14 protein-coding genes, 1 tRNA gene and 1 riboswitch are annotated in these 18,030 nt (G+C 70.5%); of the genes, 8 read left to right on the top strand and 7 right to left on the bottom strand.

Features of this window, described 5'->3' with window-relative positions; genetic code table 11:
* Positions 1–14 precede the first annotated feature (14 nt).
* The 5 genes from lhgO to VT50_RS36790 all read left to right on the top strand — a co-directional run bounded on the left by lhgO (position 15) and on the right by VT50_RS36790 (position 7,066).
* Positions 15–1,229, top strand: coding sequence for an L-2-hydroxyglutarate oxidase (lhgO, locus tag VT50_RS36810; protein WP_046086474.1), 1,215 nt, complete (start codon positions 15–17; stop codon positions 1,227–1,229).
* Between the two features lie 246 nt (positions 1,230–1,475).
* A complete protein-coding gene (trmB, locus tag VT50_RS36805) occupies positions 1,476–2,324 on the top strand; it encodes a tRNA (guanosine(46)-N7)-methyltransferase TrmB (protein WP_075200357.1) in 849 nt (282 codons plus the stop codon).
* Positions 2,325–2,611: 287 nt separating this feature from the next.
* Entirely contained in the window at positions 2,612–4,375 is a 1,764-nt protein-coding gene (locus VT50_RS36800; RefSeq protein ID WP_078840723.1) for a PrsW family intramembrane metalloprotease, read from the top strand.
* A gap of 149 nt (positions 4,376–4,524) precedes the next feature.
* Positions 4,525–6,042, top strand: a complete 1,518-nt coding sequence (locus VT50_RS36795) for a L,D-transpeptidase (RefSeq protein WP_143645339.1) — start codon at positions 4,525–4,527, stop codon at positions 6,040–6,042.
* 133 nt (positions 6,043–6,175) lie between these two features.
* Positions 6,176–7,066 (top strand): SRA domain-containing endonuclease, encoded by an 891-nt coding sequence (locus VT50_RS36790; protein WP_046086475.1) that lies wholly within the window; start codon positions 6,176–6,178, stop codon positions 7,064–7,066.
* Between the two features lie 67 nt (positions 7,067–7,133).
* On the opposite strand, the gene VT50_RS36785 is transcribed toward VT50_RS36790, so the two are convergent.
* The 4 genes from VT50_RS36785 to VT50_RS36770 all read right to left on the bottom strand — a co-directional run bounded on the left by VT50_RS36785 (position 7,134) and on the right by VT50_RS36770 (position 12,269).
* Positions 7,134–8,078: an aldo/keto reductase gene (locus tag VT50_RS36785; RefSeq protein ID WP_046086476.1), complete on the bottom strand. Its 945-nt coding sequence runs from the start codon at positions 8,076–8,078 to the stop codon at positions 7,134–7,136.
* 205 nt (positions 8,079–8,283) lie between these two features.
* Positions 8,284–9,501 carry a M23 family metallopeptidase gene (locus VT50_RS36780; RefSeq protein ID WP_046086477.1) on the bottom strand — a complete coding sequence of 406 codons (1,218 nt, stop codon included), beginning with the start codon at positions 9,499–9,501 and terminating at the stop codon, positions 8,284–8,286.
* An 11-nt stretch (positions 9,502–9,512) separates the two neighbouring features.
* Positions 9,513–9,648: riboswitch (cyclic di-AMP (ydaO/yuaA leader) on the bottom strand.
* A gap of 299 nt (positions 9,649–9,947) precedes the next feature.
* The gene (locus tag VT50_RS36775; protein WP_053048581.1) at positions 9,948–11,321 is read right to left on the bottom strand and encodes a PP2C family protein-serine/threonine phosphatase; all 1,374 of its coding nucleotides are present in this window, start codon (positions 11,319–11,321) and stop codon (positions 9,948–9,950) included.
* A gap of 177 nt (positions 11,322–11,498) precedes the next feature.
* The gene (locus VT50_RS36770; RefSeq protein ID WP_046086478.1) at positions 11,499–12,269 is read right to left on the bottom strand and encodes a DUF6227 family protein; all 771 of its coding nucleotides are present in this window, start codon (positions 12,267–12,269) and stop codon (positions 11,499–11,501) included.
* Between the two features lie 520 nt (positions 12,270–12,789).
* On the opposite strand from VT50_RS36770, the gene VT50_RS36765 reads away from it, so the two are divergent.
* From VT50_RS36765 to VT50_RS36755, 3 genes are all read left to right on the top strand, one after another.
* The gene (locus tag VT50_RS36765) at positions 12,790–13,143 is read left to right on the top strand and encodes a hypothetical protein (protein ID WP_046086479.1); all 354 of its coding nucleotides are present in this window, start codon (positions 12,790–12,792) and stop codon (positions 13,141–13,143) included.
* A 165-nt stretch (positions 13,144–13,308) separates the two neighbouring features.
* Positions 13,309–13,791 carry a hypothetical protein gene (locus tag VT50_RS36760; RefSeq protein ID WP_046086480.1) on the top strand — a complete coding sequence of 161 codons (483 nt, stop codon included), beginning with the start codon at positions 13,309–13,311 and terminating at the stop codon, positions 13,789–13,791.
* Between the two features lie 331 nt (positions 13,792–14,122).
* Positions 14,123–14,662, top strand: a complete 540-nt coding sequence (locus tag VT50_RS36755; protein ID WP_046086481.1) for a hypothetical protein — start codon at positions 14,123–14,125, stop codon at positions 14,660–14,662.
* A 99-nt stretch (positions 14,663–14,761) separates the two neighbouring features.
* On the opposite strand, the gene VT50_RS36750 is transcribed toward VT50_RS36755, so the two are convergent.
* From VT50_RS36750 to VT50_RS36740, 3 genes are all read right to left on the bottom strand, one after another.
* Positions 14,762–15,856, bottom strand: coding sequence for a right-handed parallel beta-helix repeat-containing protein (locus tag VT50_RS36750; protein ID WP_046086482.1), 1,095 nt, complete (start codon positions 15,854–15,856; stop codon positions 14,762–14,764).
* 224 nt (positions 15,857–16,080) lie between these two features.
* A tRNA-Lys gene (locus VT50_RS36745) sits at positions 16,081–16,153 on the bottom strand.
* Between the two features lie 144 nt (positions 16,154–16,297).
* Positions 16,298–18,030 (bottom strand): DEAD/DEAH box helicase (locus VT50_RS36740; protein WP_079343974.1); only part of this gene is annotated, 1,733 nt, incomplete at its 5' end.

Raw genomic sequence — 18,030 nt, 5'->3', positions numbered from 1 at the left:
GGAGGTGACATGGCGTGACGGCGTTGGACTGCGACGTGCTGGTGATCGGGGGCGGGATCGTCGGCATGTCGACGGCGTATGCGATCACGCGCGCCGCGCCCGGCACCCGCGTGACCGTGCTCGAGAAGGAAGCGGGCCCGGCCCGCCACCAGACCGGGCGGAACAGCGGCGTGATCCACAGCGGGATCTACTACCGGCCGGGGTCACTCAAGGCGCGGTTCGCGGTGCGCGGCGCCGCGGAGATGGTGAAGTTCTGCGCCGAGCACGGCATCCCGCACGAGGTCACCGGCAAGCTCATCGTCGCCACGGAGCGCTCCGAGCTGCCGAGGCTCCACGGCCTCGTCCAGCGCGGCAGGGAGAACGGCATTCCGGTGCGCGAGCTGGGCCCCGCCCAGATCGCGGAGTACGAACCATGGGTGCGCGGCCTCGCCGCGATCCATGTCGGCACGACGGGCATCTGCGACTTCGGCGCGGTGGCGGCCCGGCTGGCCGGGCTGGCCCAGGACGCGGGCGCCTCGGTGCGGTACGGCGCGCAGGTGCGCACCATCGGCCGGCGCCCCTCCGCGGTCGCGGTGCGCACGGCGGACGGCACGGTGCTGCGCGCGCGGGCCCTGGTCAACTGTGCGGGGCTGCACTGCGACCGCGTCGCCCGGCTGGCGGGCGATGACCCGGGCATGCGGATCGTGCCCTTCCGCGGTGAGTACTACGAGCTGGTGCCCTCCCGCGCCTCGCTGGTGAGCGGTCTGGTGTACCCGGTGCCCGACCCGGCGTTCCCGTTCCTCGGCGTCCATCTGACCCGCGGCATCGACGGCGGCGTCCACATCGGGCCCAACGCGGTCCCGGCCCTCGCCCGCGAGGGGTACGCCTGGCGTACGGTGCGCCCGCAGGAGCTGGCCGGCACCCTGGCGTATCCGGGCTCCTGGCGGATCGCCCGCCGCCACTGGCGGTACGGGGCGGGTGAGCTGCGGCGTTCCCTGTCCAAGCGCGCCTTCACCGACGCCGTGCGCCGTCTGCTCCCGGATGTGACGGCCGACGACCTCATAGCGGCCCCGGCGGGCGTGCGCGCGCAGGCGGTGCTGCCGGACGGCACGCTGGTGGACGACTTCCTGATCTCGCAGTCGCCCCGGATCGTCCATGTGCTCAACGCCCCGTCGCCCGCGGCCACGGCCTCCCTGCCGATCGGCCGCGAGGTCGCCCGCCGAGTGCTGGGGACCCTGCGGACGGGGTGACGGGACGGGTGGCGTCGGGGGAGCGGACGAGGTCGGGGTGGAGGCGGGGCCCACGGCCGCCGTACGGGCCGGGACCGCTGCCGAAGCGCTGGGAGGTGCAGGCCGGGCCCGCCGCGACCGTACGGACCGGGCCCAGCCGCAGCCGTACGGGCCAGCCCCCGCCGATGTGTACGCGGCCGAGCCTCCCCAGCGCCCCACGCCCACGCCCGCCCCGTCCTCCGTCCCCGCCCGTAGAATCGAAGCACTGTGTCCGAGAAGCCCACCACCCCCGATCCCCACGTGGAGCGCGCCCTGCCCGCCCCCCGTGACCGCGGCAGCCTGCGTGACGGCAGCCCCCGTGACCGCAGCGAGCCGATGTTCCCAGGTGGCCCCGCGGCCGACCCGGCGGGCTCGCACCACGAGCGCCGCATCCGCTCCTTCCGCCCCCGCCGCGGCCGGGTGACCCCGGGCCAGGGCGAGGCGCTGCGCCGCCTCTGGCCGCAGTGGGGCCTGGACATCGACGGGCTGAGCCGGATCGACCTCGGTGAGGTGTTCGCCACAGAGGCGGGCCCGCGCCCCGAGCTCCCCGTCGTCCTGGAGATCGGCTTCGGCATGGGGGAGGCCACCGCGCAGATGGCCGCCGCCGACCCCGGCACGGGCATCCTCGCCGCCGACGTCCACACCCCCGGCCAGGGCAATCTGCTCGCGCTCGCCGAGCGCAACGGCCTGGACAACGTCCGGGTCGCCAACGGCGACGCGATCATCCTGCTCCGCGAGATGCTGGCCCCCGCCTCGCTCTCCGGACTGCGGGTCTTCTTCCCCGACCCCTGGCCCAAGAAGCGGCACCACAAGCGCCGCCTCATCCAGCCCGAGTTCATCGAGCTCGCCGCCACCCGGCTGAAGCCAGGCGCACTGCTGCACTGCGCGACCGACTGGGAGCCGTACGCGGAGCAGATGCTGGAGGTCCTCTCCGCGAGCCCCGCCTTCGACAACTCCCAGGCCGACGGCGGCTACACCCCGCGCCCGGACTTCCGGCCACTCACCAAGTTCGAGGGCCAGGGACTGGACAAGGGACACCTCGTCCATGACCTGATCTTCCGTCGCAACGACACATAACGACCCCGAGGGGCTGGGCATAACCCCTGAGTCCCCCTCCCCCTTTCGTTAGGGTCGGTTGAGTGCATCAGTCCCCGCCCCCGCAAGAGCCGCCCGAACCACGCCCGGCCACGCCGCCGTACGAGGCACCACAAGGAGCGCGGCACGAGGCAGCCCACGCCGCGCCGCACGGGACACCGCAGGACGCCCCGCACGGGGCTGAGGCTCCACCCAACGCACCGTACGAAGCGGCACAGTCAGCGCCGCACCCCGGCGAGGCGGCGCCGCACCCCGGCGCCCCGTACGGCATGCCCTACTACGGCGCTCCTTACGGTGACCGGCATCCGTGGTTCGACACCGGCGCCGCACCGGCGGGCTGGCCGCGACCGCCCCGCCAGCGGCTGTGGGGCCCGGGCGGCCGCCTGGCCCAGGTATGGCACAACAAGGCGCTCCGGGCCACCGCGCTCATCGGTCTGCTCTCGCTCTCCGGCCTGATCATCCTGGCCCTGGTGCGCGAGCAGACGGGGACCAAGGGCTTCCTGGTGGGGCTCGGCCTCGCCGTCCTCCCCGTACCGCTGATCATCGCGGGCTTCCGGTGGCTGGACCGCGTGGACCCCAAGCCCTGGCGAAACCTTTTGTTCGCCTTCGCCTGGGGGGCGTGCGCGGCCACGCTGGTCGCGCTGATAGCGAACGGCTTCGCCACCGAGTGGCTGATGACCACCGTGGACTCCTCGTCCCCGACCGGCCAGGCCGACGCCGACACCTGGGGCGCCACCTTCGTCGCGCCGTTCGTGGAGGAGAGCGCCAAAGCGGCGGCCGTGCTACTGCTCTTCCTCTTCCGCCGCCGTGACTTCAACGGGGTGGTCGACGGGGTCGTCGTCGCCGGAATCACCGCCACCGGTTTCGCCTTCACCGAGAACATCCTCTATCTCGGCTCCGCGTTCGTCAGCGATCAGACGCTCGGCTACTCCGGCATCCGGTCGACCACGGCCGCGACCTTCTTCATCCGCGCCGTGATGTCCCCCTTCGCACACCCCCTGTTCACCTCGATGACGGGTGTGGGCTTCGGCATAGCCGCCGCGGCGGCGCGGCACCAGCGCATCCGCCGCGTTCTCATGCCGGTCGTCATGCTGCTGATGGCGATGCTCCTGCACGGCCTCTGGAACGGCTCGGCGGCCCTCGGCGGCTATGGCTTCCTCATCGTCTACGCCCTGTTCATGGTCCCGGTGTTCGGGATGCTGACCTGGCTGACGATCTTGTCCCGCACCAGGGAGCTGCGCGCGATACGGGAGCAGCTCACCGCCTACCAGGCCACGGGCTGGCTCACCCCGCCCGAACCGCTCGCGCTGTCGTCGATGCGCGCCCGCGGGATCGCCCGCGACCTCGCCCGCCGCACCCACGGCGCGGCGGCGGCCCGTACGGTCGGCGAGTACACCGCCTTCGCGACCTCGCTGGCCCTTCTGCGGAGGCGTGCGTACCGGGGTATGGCGGGGCCCGACTTCACCACGGACGAGAGGAAGCTGCTGGACCGTCTGTGGGAGCGGCGGGAGACGGCCCAGCCCGCCCTGGCCCACGCGGCGCTGTCGGTACCGCTCCCCCGGCCCCGCCGCGCACCCCGGCCCGCACCGGGCACGATGCCCGCACCGTTCTGGCCCGCGGGGCCGTACGGCGGCGGGCACGCGTACGGCTACGGAAGCGGTCAGGGCTACGGCTATGGCTACGGCGGCCCGGCATCCGGCTACGACGGCCCGGCGTCCGGCTACGGGTATGGCTATGGCAGTCCCGGGTCCGGCACCGGCTACGGCAGTCCCGGGTCCGGCCACGACCCCGGCTCCGGCGCCCAGGCGCAGTACGGGCCCCATCCGACCTACGCACCGTGGATCGCCCCGCTCCAGCGCGGACCGCAGCCACCGCAGACCCAGCAACCACCGCAGACCCAGCGCACTCCGCAGGCCCAGCAACCACCACGGAGCCCGGAATCACCGGGGAGCCCGCAGCCGCCCGCGAACTCGGCGACGCCGCACGCCTCCCCCCTGCCCTACGGATCCGGCGGCCCGGAAAGTCGTCTGTAACCTCCCGCCCCTTTCAGACGTGTTCCTACATAGAAGCGGGGAGCATGCGGGGGCGCGGGGGATTCATGTCAAGACCATCACCTTCCACCACACCATCCAATTTCGACCAGTTTTTCGACCAGTTCTACACGGCTACGGCGAAGCGGCTCATGGCCGCGGGCACGCCATGGGCGCGCACCGTCGCCCTGCGTCCCGCCGTCAGCTCCCGGCGCCGCGCCCGTAACCGCATGCGGGCCCACTTCCGCCATGGCCCGCCCTCCGATCTCCCTGATCTCGCCCCGGTCGGCAGCCCATCCGGCGGCCACACCGACGGCCCCTCCGCCTACTGCGTAGCGGTCTCGCTGTGGTGCCTCGACCCCGCCGCCACCGCCTCCCCGGGGCCCGTACCGGGCCAACCCCGAGGAGGTGAAGAGGCGTTGCTGACCCACTCCTGCCCTCCCACCACCACCCTTCACGACTCCCGCAAGAGGTCCGCCGTGCTCTCCGTACGTTCCCTGCGCACCCTTACGGTGCCCGCCATCGCCGTCGCCCTGCTCGTGGGATGCCAGTCGGCGTCGAAGTCCGCCTCGGTGGACCCGGTCGACGCCAAGCCCGCCCGGATCACCATCACCCCGGGCAGCGACTCGGCGGCGATAGCCCCCGAGGCCCCGGTCAAGGTGACCGCCTCCCACGGCACCCTCACCAAGGTCCGCATCACCCCGGACGGCGCCGGCTCCCAGGCCGTCACGGTGACCGGCGCCCTCTCCCACTCCAAGACCAGCTGGCGCTCCAACCGCACGATGACCCCGGGCACGACCTACACCGTCGAGGCCACGGCCACCAACGCCGCAGGCAAGACCGCCGTCCAGCACTCCACCTTCCGCACCCGCGCCGCCCAGCAGACCAACGGCGTTACCGTCACCCCGTCCAAGGGCGCCACCGTCGGCATGGGCCAGCCGGTCTCCCTGGCCTTCGACCACCCCGTTACCGACAAGGCAGCGGTGGAGCGCCAGCTCTCCATCTCCACGAGCCCGAAGGTCGAAGGCTCCTGGGGCTGGGTCAAGGACCCCCTCACCGGCACCGAGCGGGTCGACTGGCGCCCCAAGTCGTACTGGCACAAGGACGCCAAGGTCACCCTCCGAGCCCGCCTCAGCGGCGTGAACACCGGCGACTCCCGCTATCTCCGCCGCGATGTCTCAACGACCTTCACCATCGGCACGCCCCGGATCTCCAAGGTCGACATCAAGAAGCACACGATGACCGTCTACGAGGACGGCCAGAAGCAGAAGACCATCCCCATATCCGCCGGCCAACCCTCCTACCCCACCTGGAACGGCACCATGGTCGTCCTCGACAAGGCCCCCATGGTCAACATGACCAGCGAATCCGTCGGCATAGCCGACCCCTACGACAAGGACGTCCCCTGGGCAGTCCACCTCACCACCTCGGGCACCTACGCCCATGCCGCCCCCTGGAACGAGGGCCTTGGCTACTTCGGCCAGACCAATATGAGCCACGGCTGCGTCGGCATGTCCCTCGCCGACGGCAAGTGGTTCTACAACCGCGCCACCCGAGGCGACATCGTCCAAATAACCGGTTCCACCCGCGCCACCGTCTCCACCGGCAACGGCTTCGGCGACTGGAACCTCCCGTACCCCACCTGGCAAGAGCTCAGCGCCCTGCACTGACCCCGCTCAACGAGGCGAGCACTCGCGCCATCAGGGCCGCCCCGGCATGCCGTGGGGGGCGGCCCTCCCCAAATTAATACGCTTATAGGGCTAACCTCTGGGTCAACCATGATTCTTGGATCTTCGGGGACCCATGTTGGACATAGCGCCTGGCGAGAAGCGCAAGCGTACGGCGATACAAGACCTCTACGGCGGCAGTCGGCAGGGAGGCATCGCGCCCTCGCGCAAGAGCCCCAACGTGCTCCTGTTCTCCAATCCCGGCCGAGGCCATCAGGTGGGCTACTTCGACGGCTGGGGAACGGACGGCTGTTACCACTACACCGGAGAAGGCCAGACAGGCGATCAGACGATGACCCGGGGGAACTCGGCCATCCTCCACCATGTGCAGGAAGGGCGCGCCCTGCATCTGTTCGACTCAGTGGCCCGGGGCGTCGTGGCTTACATGGGGGAGTTCGCGCTGGCCACGGATACCCCGTGGTACTACCGGGATGCGCCGGACGCGGAGGGCGAGACCCGTAGCGTGATCATGTTCCGCATCAAGCCCACCGGTGCCGTGGTGAAGCTCGGTGAAGACCTCGCCTTCACTCCGCGCGACGAGGACGTCGTTGAGGATGTCGAGATCGAGAAGCACCAGACGGAGCGCATGCTCGTCAACTCAAAGGTCCAGGAGCGCGAGGCAGAGCGGCGCGAGGCACCGCTGGTCAGCGCCTATCGCGACCACCTGCAGCAACAGGGCCACACCGTCACACGTAAGAAGATCATCCCGGCCGGAGAGGTCAGAGCCCTCTACACCGACCTTTTCGACACCACCGACCAGGTCTTGGTCGAGGCCAAGGGCAGCGTGACCCGTGAAGCGGTACGCATGGCCATAGGGCAGCTCTATGACTACCGCCGCTACATCACGCCAACACCGGCCCTCGCCGTACTGCTGCCCGCACGCCCACAACAAGACCTGATCGACCTCTGCAACGGGTCGGGCGCGAGGGTGATCTGGCCCGACGGCACCGGGTTCCAGCTCGGGTAACCCGAACTTCGGCGGGCGGGAGTTGTTGCCCGCCCGCCGTGCGGTTCGCTCTCGCGCCGTCTTCGGGTCAGTGCGATGCCGACGTCAGCAGGTCCAGTTCCGGTTGGGTCAGCTTGAGGTCGACCGAGGCCAGGAGGGCGGGGAGCTGGTCGACGGAGCTGGCGCTGGCGAGGGGGGCCACGACCGTGGGCTGGGCGAGGAGCCAGGCCAGGGCGACCGTGGCGGGCTCGGTGTGGTGGTTGGCGGCGACGTCGTCCAGGGCGGCGAGGACCTTCTGGCCGCGCTCGGTCGCCAGGTGCTTGGCCGCGCCCGTGGAGCGGGGGCTGTCGACGGTAACGCCCGGGCGGTACTTGCCGGTGAGGAAGCCGGACGCCAGGGAGTAGTACGGGATCGTCGCCAGGTCGTGGCGGGCGGCGACCTCGGACAGCTCGCCCTCGAAGGTGTCGCGCGAGACCAGGTTGTAGTGCGGCTGGAGGGCGACGTAGCGGGCCAGGTTCTCCCGGGTGGAGAAGGTCAGCAGGGCCTCCAGGCGGTCCGCGCCGATGTTGGACGCGGCGATCTCGCGGACCTTGCCCTCCCGGACCAGCTCGTCCAGGGTGCTGATGATCTCCTCCACCGGCACCGACGGGTCGTCGTAGTGGGTGTAGTAAAGGTCGATGTAGTCGGTGCGCAGCCGCTGGAGGGATTCCTCGACGCCCGATTTGATGGCGGACGAGGTCAGACCCCGCGGCTCCGGTGAGCCGCCGCCCACCTTGGTGGCGAGGACGATGTCGGAGCGGTTGCCGCGGGAGGCGAACCAGTTGCCGAGGACGGTCTCGGACTCGCCGCCCTCGTTGCCCGGCACCCAGACGGAGTAGACATCGGCGGTGTCGATGAAGTTGCCGCCCGCCTCCACATAGGCGTCGAGCACCCGGAAGGACTCGGCCTCGTTCGCGGTCCAGCCGAAGACGTTCCCACCGAGGGAGAGCGGGAAGACGGACAGGGCGCCGATCTTGTGCATGTTGTCAGCCATATATTTTTGCAACGGTCGGCCGGACCGGGTTGTTCCGGCCCTCTCGTTCCGGGCTGCCCGTTCCCGCTTGGTCCGGCCCGCTTGTTCCCGCGTGCGTTCCTTAAGGGCTGCACCGCCTAGATGCGTTCCTTAAGGGCGGCACCGCCTAGAAGTAACCGGCGGCCCTGGCGTCAAGGGGGGAGAGAGCGCCAGGGCCGCCGGAGTTTCAGGGGTTCAGCCCGTGCTGGCGCAGCCAGGGCATCGGGTCGATCGGCGAGCCGCCGCCCGGCCGGACCTCGAGGTGGAGGTGCGGACCGGTCACATTGCCGGTGGCGCCGACGCGGGCGATGACATCGCCCGTCGACACCTTGCCGGAGGTGACCACCATCGAGGACAGGTGGCAGAACCACAGCTCGGTGCCGTCGCTCAGGGTCAGCACGATGCGGTAGCCGTACGAACCGGCCCAGCCCGCCTGGGTGACGGTGCCGCCGTGCACCGCCTTGACCGGGGTGCCGGTCGGGGCGGCGAAGTCCTGGCCGGTGTGGTCGGCCGACCACATGTCGCCCGCCTGGCCGAAGCTGGCGGTCAGGGTGTACGAGCCGACGGGGAGGTTGTACGCGGCGGCGAGTCTGGCCTGGCGCTCGGCCGCGGCCTTCTTCTCCGCCGCCTCCTTCGCCCGCTGCTCGGCGGCCTTCTTCTCCGCCGCCTCCTCCGCCTTCCGCTTGGCGGCCGCCTCCGCGGCCTTGTCCGCGGAGGCCCTGGCGTCCTCGGCGGCGGCCTTCGCGGCGGCGGTGCGGCTGTCCTCGTCCGCCGCGTTCTGCTGGTTCTCGGCCTGCTGGAGGATGCGGGCCCGGAGCGCCTCGCCCGCGTCGGTGGTGCCGCGCTGCTGGTCCTCGCTGGTCAGACCGGCCTGGGAGAGCGGGGCGGCGGCGGTCTGCGCGCCGCCGCTGTCGTCCGACGCCCAGGAGCCGATGCCGGGCAGGTCCTTCGCGGCGGGCAGGTTGGCCTTGACCTCATCGGCGACGTGGCCGAGGTCCGGCATGGATATGGGGAGCGCGGGACGGTCCTTGGCACTGGCCATACCGCCCGCACCGACCGCCGCGATCACACCGACCCCGAGCACGGCGCCGCTGCGCGCCATGGTTCCCCCCCGCTGTTTGGCCACGCGGTGCCGCCCGCGTACGGGAGCGATGGACTCCTCGGTGGGGTTCCACTCCTCCCAGGTCTCGGCCTCGAATCCGGCACCCGGGCCCTCGGGGGCGCCCTCGTCCGCGAAGCGGTCGTCGGGGGCGAACGCATAAGGGTCGTCGGGGGCGAAACGGCCGTCCCCTGAGCTCATCCCGGCGTCGGCGTCAAAGCCGGGGCCGTAGGCGGTGGCGGTCCCCAAACCGCCTCCCCGTGTGCGAAACGGGGCCTCGTCCAGGGCAGACCTGTTGGACGCCACGGAGGCGCACTCCTTTCCTTCCCTCTCGCCTACCGGGTTAGCTGACGGGTTCGGAGCAGGAAGGTCTCCTACGGGTCAGGTTCGACCCGATTCACCCCAAGGTTGTTGGTTCCCCGGTTCCCTTGGTGCTGCTGGTGTTGCCGTGGTGCTGGTGGTGCGGTGCTGCCGCGGTGCGTATGGGATTCGGCGACGGCGCACGGTGCCGCCCTTGCGGCGGTTGTGACGACCGCGCTGCGTTATCGAACGTTAATAGAGAGCGCGATGTGATTCCAAGCTGTTCCGAGGAATCCACGCACCTTTGGCATGAACTTAGCGCCCAAGAAGGGACAGATGGGGCGAGTCGGCGGACTGGGCAAGAGTTGGCAAAACCGCGTACGGATCGATCGTGCGTCAATTGTTATGCGGAGGGGGCACGGTCGGTTACGCACCGTGCGCGGTGCGGATGCCTACGGCGGAGTGGGGTCCGCCCCGCCGTTCCCCTCGCCGTTGTCCCGGCCGTAGCCGTTGTCCCGGCCGTTGCCGCGGGCCGGGGTTCGGCGGACCGCCAGCAGGGCCATGTCGTCCGACGTCTCGCCACCCGTATGGCGCTCGACATCGGCCACCAACGCGTCCAGCAGCTCCTGCGGATCGGCGAAGCGGTGGCCGCGCAGCCGCTCCTCGGGGTCATAGAACTCCCCATGGCGGTCCTGGGCCTCCGTCACCCCGTCCGTGAACAGCAGCAGCGTCTCGCCCTCCGCGAAGCCCAGCTCCATCACCCGGTCCGGCCAGCCCGCCAACTCCCCCATCCCCACCGGCAGCGCCGACGCCTCCGGCTCCAGGGCGCGCACCGCGCCGCCCTCCGTCAGGAGCAGTGGCGCCGGATGGCCGCGGTTGATCAGCCGCAGGGTGGAGTCGCCGCGCGGAATTTCGGCCACCACAGCCGTCGTGAACCCCTCGACCACCTCCAGGTCGGCCCGCCGGGCGCCCTCGCGCTGCAGCGCCCGCTCCAGGCGGCCCACAAGCGCCTCCAGGGTCGTCTCCTGCTCCGCCGCCTCCCGGAAGCAGCCCAGGAGGATCGCCACGACCTCCACGGCCCCAAGACCCTTGCCGCGCACGTCCCCGACGGTCAGCCGTACGCCGTGCGGGGTGTCCTGGACCGCGTACAGGTCACCGCCGATGGCCGCGTACTTCTCCGCCGGTACGTAGCGCGCGGCGATCTCCAGCCCGGCGAGCCGGGCGGGCGGCGCGGGCAGGACGGCGCGCTGGGCCGCCTCCGCGACACCGCGCGCCGAGGCGAGCCGGTGGTAGCTGCGGCGTACGACGCGGTTGATCACCACCGCAAGCACGGTCACGGTCGCCACCGTGATGATCTCGGTGGCCGCCTGGGTCGGGTCCTGCACACCGTGCAACTCCGCCAGCAGACAGGTGGCGAGGACGGCGATGACGGCCATGATGACGGTCTGCCGCAGCGGTAAGAGCGCCGCGGCGACCAAAGGGGCGGCGGCGAAGAACGGCGAGGCGGTGTAGCTGGACGGAGAGGCCAGGTCGAAGGCGATGCCGCCGAGGATCAGAACGGCGGGTGCCCAGCGCGCCAATCGGCGCCCCGCGGCCTCCTTACCGCTCTCCTCGGCCGGGGCGGGCACCGCGGTGGACCCGGTGGACGCGTCGGCGGCGGCACCGGCCGCGGCGTCGATGTCGATGAGCGTACGGACGCGGGTGGAGGGGCGGCGGCGGGGGCGCGGGCGGGTCAGCAGGGGCCAGGCCGTACGCCGCTCCGTACGACCCTCCGTACGGCCTTGCGTACGGGCGCCCGTACGAGCCCTGCTCCCTCGCACCCGCACCGGCTTCTCTCGCTTCCCTGTCCGCGTACCGCCGCCGTCACAGCGTCACGGCGTCACCGTCGTCACGGCATCACCACCATGACAAGGCTTCCGGCTGACGGGCCGCCAGGCGAGCCGGTGTCGGCCAAGCGGGTGCTGGACACCGTACGGGGACGTCTCGCCGAAGTCCCGCGTACGTCAGAGGTCGACGCCCAGCGCGCGGGCGTGGCGGTCCGCAGCGAGCTCCGCCGAGACCTCGTCGAGGTAGACCTCGCAGACCAGCCGACCGTCCCTGGTCAGATTGTGCTCCAGCTCCCACAGCACGACCTCGTCCCCTCCGGTGAGGAGGAAGGCGTGCTCATAGAAGCGGCACCAGGTCGCGTCGGGACCGCCGGAGCGGCGCCGGGGCTTGGGCGCGAGGGCGATGTCATGGGCGAACGCGGTGGCCAGCAGCCGCTCGGTCGCCTCGCCCGGACGGTCGGGGTTCTCCGCGCGGCGCAGGACGCGTCGGGCGTGGTCGGCCGAATTGTCGGCCACATACGCACGGGTGCTCTCCACGGGCTCTGCCGTGTGCAGCAACTGGTCGGGGAGCCACAGCGGTAACCCGTCGAGCTCCTCCCAGCGGGCGCCGCCGAGACGCTCGTGGACGCGGCGCTCAGCCAGCGTCAGGGCGTCCTCGTCCGCGTAGAGCTCGTACAGCGGGCGGTTGCCCTCGCCCGTGTTGTGTTCCAGTTCCCACAGCAGCAGGCTGCTGCCGTCGGGTAGCAGGAAGACATGCCGATAGGTGCTGTACCCGAGCTGGCCGCACCGCTCATTGCACTGTCGGCAGGACCGCAGCTCGGACTGGTGCATCAGGGCGCCCCGCGCCTGGGCCAGCACTGCCTCACCGATCTCGAAGCCGTTCTGCGCACGGGCGAGCAGCCCGTCCATCAGCTCGGCAGGGGTCCCTTCCCCTCGTGAGTGCCCCATGTCTCTCCTCCCGCCTCCCGGCGTCGATTCGCCGCGCCCCCCGGGCGACCACTCCGCGCACTTAGCGTAGCGGCGTGAACACACGCCGCGCCGCGGTTCCGCGAAGCTGTCGGTGTGACTGTGCCTCACTCACTCCTGCGTCGTAGAGCCTGGATGTATCACTCGTCCGACCGGTCGAACAAGTCCGGGCGCGGGGCAGGGCGCCCCGGCCGGTCGCCGTAAGGCCGCCTCGCCCCCGCCCCACCAAGGCCCCACACCGCGGCCCCGCCGAGGCCCGGCAGCCGTCCGGCAGCCGCCCGGGAACCGCTCTCCTCCCCTCCTCATAAAAGGGATCGGGATTCCGCTGGGCCAAATGGAGCTCGCATTGGTCCCCCTTAGCGGGATTCTCGGATAACACGCACCGGAAGAGCCACACTATGCCGGATGGGTGAAGCTGACTGGCGGCCCGAAGCCTTAACTGATGAGCTTCGTTGTGTCATGCGTCCGTGAATTCGCGGAGCAACCCAGACGGAGGAATTAAGTGAACATCGGCAAGAAGGCAGTTCTCCTTACCGCGGCCGCCGGCGCTCTGGTCATCGGTGGCGCGGGTGGGGCCCTGGCCAACAACAACGACGACTTCATCGTGCAGCTCAACAGCTGTGACACGGCTGCCGGCACCACCACCAACACCGGCGGTGCCGCGCCCACCGGCGACATCAACGTGGGCTCGGACTGCGTCAACTTCAGCAGCGGCAGCGGTTCGGTCGTCCAGTCCAACGAGTGCGACACTGCCACCGGCGTCACGCTGATCACCGGTGCGGCCGCTCCGACGGGCGACACCAACGTCGGCTCCAACTGCACGAACATCGCCGTCGACGACAGCGTCACTCACTGAGTCGCTGACCCTTTCATGGTGTTCCCGCCCGCGGTAGCACCATGAGGCATCCCCCCGTTGGGAATCGCGGCCCTGGAAGCCTCCCTTCCAGGGCCGCTGCCATGAAAGAGGTTTCCGGTTACGGCGATGAGCGTGCCGTGCCGAAATCCCGATTGGAGGCTCTTTATGCACATGCGCAAAAGGACGGCGCTTCTTGCGGCGACCGTGGGCGCGCTGCTCATCGGCGGTGCGGGCGGAGCCGAAGCCACCGGCCCCGATCCCAGCCGCTCGGCCGACGCCAACGGCGGGAAGCAGAGCAATCACTGCACCACCAGTTCCGTCATCGGTGACATCACCGTGGCCGCCGGTCCCACCGAGATCAGCAATGAGACCAACTGCGTCAACAGCGCCGAATCGGGCGTGACGTCGCAGGAGAACCGCTGCCGCACCCACTCCGTCGTCGGTCCGATCACCGTGGCGCTGGCTCCCGGGACCGAGATCAAGAACGGGACCAACTGCGTCAACGTCAGTGAGTCGGGCGGGGTCACGGAGCAGAGCAACGACTGCCGCACCACCTCAGTGACGGGCCCGATCACGATCGGCCCCGGCGCCGAGGTCACCAACGAGACCAACTGCGTCAATGCCGCGGGCGCCGACCCCGGGAACTAGGCTCGGGCGAAGAGCGCGAACGGCACGAAGAGCGGTAAGAGCGGTGGTCAGGGAAACCGTCAGCGGTCCTGAAGCACCGAGCCTCCGGAACCCGTCAGCGGGCTCCGGAGACATCCGCTCGCCATGAACGCGGCCTTGGGGAAATTCTCCCCGGGGCCGCGCTCATTTTTTCGTTTCCACGGACGTAACACTTTTCGCTTGCTGGAATATACCTTTACTGTGGCGGATGGGTGATGCTTCGATTATTCCCGGATCCAGGCCTCCGGAAATATCGTTCAACGGGTGTCTGCGGATTTATTCGCGGAGAACCCGATATGGAGGCACCAGGAAAATGCAGATCGGTAAGAAGGCAGCTCTCATGGCCGCGGCGGCCGCGGGCACAATGGTGGTCGGCGGGGCCGGTAGCGCGAGTGCCCACGGCCTCTTCCCGCAGTCCAGCGGGGCTCAGCGAAACCTCTGCGACACGGCCACCGGCGCCACCACCAACACCGGCGCCGCCGCCCCCACCGGCGACATCGACCTCGGCTCGGACTGCATCAACTTCACGAGCAACGGGGTGGGTTCGGTCTCCCAGTCCAATGAGTGCGACACCGCCACCGGCACCACTCTTATCACTACCGTGACCGCCCCGACCGGCGACGTCAACATCGGCTCCGACTGTGCGAACATCGCCGTCGATGAGCCGGACCCGGTCGTGGTCGTGCACAAGGACCCGCCGAAGAAGGAGCGCAAGGCCAAGGACCCGCACAAGGCCAAGACCGTGCACAAGGCCAAGGCTCCGCACAAGAAGGACAAGTGCGCCCACAAGGCGACGAAGCAGCACAAGGCCAAGGCCAAGGTCAAGGCCAAGAAGAAGGACTGCAAGCACTGACGGCAGAGCACACGGTCACGCAGGCGGCGCCCCCGGAAGACCGGCTTCCGGGGGCGCCGCGGCGTTCGGCCGCATCGTTTCAGCGGCCGTGAGCCGCTTTCAGCATCCGGCGAGGGCCGGTACGCACTGGTTCGGGTTGTTCCCCGTGACCGTGGTCGCGGAGAGCGCGATCGAGCCGCCGTCGGTGAAGATCCCGCCGCCCTGACCGCCATTGGCCGTATTGCCGGTGACGGTGTCTCCGGTCATTTGTGTGGTGCCCGCGTGCTGGAACACACCGCCGCCGTTCAGCGTGGCGGTATTCCCGGACACGGTGGTGGCCAGCACCCGCAGCGCGCTGCCCATATTGGCGATACCGCCACCGAAACTGCCCGCGGTGTTCGCGGTCACCCGGCTGCCGTTGAGGGTGAGATCGCCGATCGCGGTGGAGATGCCACCGCCCTCGAAGTTGGTGGTCCTGTTCCGCGCGATCTCGACGGCGCCCAGCAGCGTCGTTCCGAAGTTGCTGACGCCACCGCCCGAGCTGTCCGCGGTATTGTCCGAAATGTTGCCGCCCGAGACGCCGAGAGTGGCCGACGTATTGATGTGAATACCGCCGCCGTCCCCCGCGGAATTGTGCGTCACATCCGTGGCCGAAAGCACCGCGGAGCCGCCCGAGGCGACCTCGATGCCCCCGCCGACATTGCTCGCGGTGTTGCCCGTCACCGTGGACTGGATCAGCCGCAACGAGCCCCCGTCGAGGATGCCACCGCCGTCGGTGCCCGCCCCCGAGGTCGCCCGGCCGCCCGAGAAGGTCACGCCGTTGAGCGTAAGGCTTCCACCGGGCGCGATCTCCGCGATCCGGAAGTCCGCCGCGGACGCACTGCGCCTGATGGTCGCCAGGGTGCCGCTGATGGTCACGTCACGGGTGATGAGCGGCAGTCCATCAGCGCCGTTGGGCCCGGTGTACGCCGCGGAACCCAGCGTGTACACACACCCCGTGGTCAGGACGACGGATCCTCCCGAGGGCGAGCTGTTGGCCTCGCTCACCGCGTTGACCAGCGCCGCCGCGTCTCCGCAGGGCACCGGGGCCGCCTTTTCACCATCCTTTCCACCGCCTCCCTTTCCTTCGGCGGACGCCGGAGCGGAGACCGCCCATGCCGATACCGCCAGCGCCATGACGGGGATCAACCCCCGGATCGTTGTCGCGAGTCGCACGAGCAGTCTCCTTACGCGTTTCCGAGCAGCGGGCCAGACGCAGCAGGTTCAGGCTCTGCGCTCGAGTACCGATCGGCATCTGCTCAAGCGCCGGTCGAGTGAGACTCGATCTTCTGTGCGACGGGAGGGGGAACCTCCCGATCCGGGGTCGCCGGAGACAGTGCGGCGGGACCCTCAGAAACGAGGAAACCGCAGGTCGCCGATGGCGCCCGCGGTTTCCGATGTGGGTCATCAGGGGCTCGAACCCTGAACCAATGGATTAAAAGTCCACTGCTCTGCCAATTGAGCTAATGACCCGCACCCCCGCAGCATAGCTCGGCGAGGGGCCAACACCCGAGCCAATACCCTCCGGGGGCGAAAGGCCGTGCAACAGCGCGGTGTTGCACGGCCCTCAACACGACCCTCGGCACGTCCTTCGGCACGGCCCTCGGCACGGACCGATCAGCCGTTGCGCTTCCAGCGCGGCTTGTCGGCGCGGCGGTCGAAGGACCGGTCGTGCGAGCTGTGGGAGCGCTCGTACGAACGGCCGCCGGCGGCACCGCCCCGGTGGTCGTCACGGCGGCCCGGACGCTCATCGCGCCGGTCCCGGTTGAACGGACGGTCCCCGCCACGGTGGTTGTGGTCGCGGCGCTCGAACGAGCGGCCACCGCGGTCGTTGTCGCGGCGGTCGAAGGAACGGCCACCACGGTCATCACGGCCCTCGTACGGACGGCTGCCGCCACGGTCATCCCGGCGGTTGAAGCCGCCACGGTCATCCCGGCGGTCGCGGCCGAACGAGCGGTCGTCGCGGCGGTCCCGGCCGAAGCCACGGTCGTTGCGGTCGTTGTCCCGACGGTCGCGGTCGCGGTCACGGTCCCGGCCGAAGCGGTCGTCGCGACGGTCGTCCCGTCGGTCGTCACGGCGGTCATCGCGCCGGTCGCGGTTGAAGCCGCGGTCACGGTCGCCGTCCCGGCGGTCGGAGGAACGGCCACCGCGGTCGTCGCGGCGGTTGAAGCCGCCACGGTCGTCGCGGCGATCGTCACGGCGGTCATCGCGCCGGTCACGGTTGAAGCCACGGCCCCGGTCGTTGTCCCTGCGGTCGTACGAGGAGTACGAGGAGCGGCGCGGCGCCTCGCCGTCGCCCGCGCCCTGGACGGCCTCCGCAGCGGCCTCCGCGCCCTTCACGGCGGGCACGGCGGACGCGGTCGCGGTCTCCGCCGTACGCTGCGTCGGAAGCGTCACAGCGGCGGCCTCGGCCACTGGCTCCGCCCCGGCTCCGGCCCCGGCCTCAGCCGTGGTAGCGGACTCCGCCGGTGCCACGGTCTCGCCGCGCTCGCGCGCCGCCCGCACGGACAGCCGGTCGGCCTCCTCGCGGAGCTCGGTCGCGCGCCGCTGTGCCCGCTCCAGCTGCCGGGTGAGGTCCTGCGCCTCGCGCTCGGCCTGCTTGGCCGCGTTCGAGGCCGCCTCCGCCTGCACCTCGGTGAGCGAACGCGCGCCGGTGATCTGGGCCACGTCCTCGTCGAAGGCTCCGCCCCCGCCGACGATGTGGCGCGAGGCGTCGACGCCCGCGTCCTCCATCAGCCGGAAGATCTGGCGGCGCTGGTGCGGCAGGGCCAGCGAGACGACGGTGCCGCTCTGGCCCGCGCGGGCCGTACGGCCGGAGCGGTGCAGATAGTCCTTGTGGTCACCGGCCGGGTCCACGTTGAGCACCAGGTCGATGCCGTCGACGTGGATACCGCGCGCGGCGACGTCCGTGGCGACGAGCACATTGACGTACCCGTCCTTGAAGTCGGCCAGGGTGCGGGTGCGCGCGCCCTGCGTCATGCCGCCGTGCAGCGCGTCGGCGCGTACGCCCGCGTCGCACAGCTGCTCGGCGACGCGGTCGGCGCCCAGCTGCGTCCGTACGAAGATGATGGTGCGGCCCTTGCGCGCCGCGATGGCGGCGGTGACCGGCGCCTTGTCCTTCGGCTTCACGACCAGCACATGGTGGGTCATGGTCGAGACGGCGCCCGCGGACGGGTCCACCTCGTGGGTGACCGGGTCGACCAGGTAGCGCTTGACCAGGGTGTCGATCTCGTTCTCGAGCGTCGCGGAGAACAGCAGCCGCTGCCCGCCCTGCGGCACCAGGTCGAGGATCTCGGTGACCTCGGGCAGGAAGCCCATGTCGGCCATCTGGTCGGCCTCGTCGAGGACCG

Origin of the sequence: Streptomyces antioxidans, assembly GCF_000968685.2 — a bacterium.
Classification (GTDB): Bacteria; Actinomycetota; Actinomycetes; order Streptomycetales; family Streptomycetaceae; genus Streptomyces; species Streptomyces antioxidans.
The sequence above is the reverse complement of the archived record's forward strand: the minus strand, read 5'-3'. Positions and strand labels throughout refer to the sequence as shown.

Excerpts from the sequence above, each read along its gene's own strand:
- VT50_RS36800 (WP_078840723.1), top strand. The coding sequence starts at position 2,612 with ATGCCCTACTACGGCGCTCCTTACGGTGACCGGCATCCGTGGTTCGAC.
- VT50_RS36795 (WP_143645339.1), top strand. The coding sequence starts at position 4,525 with ATGGCCGCGGGCACGCCATGGGCGCGCACCGTCGCCCTGCGTCCCGCC.
- VT50_RS36790 (WP_046086475.1), top strand. The coding sequence starts at position 6,176 with ATGTTGGACATAGCGCCTGGCGAGAAGCGCAAGCGTACGGCGATACAA.
- VT50_RS36785 (WP_046086476.1), bottom strand. The coding sequence starts at position 8,078 with ATGGCTGACAACATGCACAAGATCGGCGCCCTGTCCGTCTTCCCGCTC.
- VT50_RS36770 (WP_046086478.1), bottom strand. The coding sequence starts at position 12,269 with ATGGGGCACTCACGAGGGGAAGGGACCCCTGCCGAGCTGATGGACGGG.
- VT50_RS36760 (WP_046086480.1), top strand. The coding sequence starts at position 13,309 with ATGCACATGCGCAAAAGGACGGCGCTTCTTGCGGCGACCGTGGGCGCG.
- VT50_RS36755 (WP_046086481.1), top strand. The coding sequence starts at position 14,123 with ATGCAGATCGGTAAGAAGGCAGCTCTCATGGCCGCGGCGGCCGCGGGC.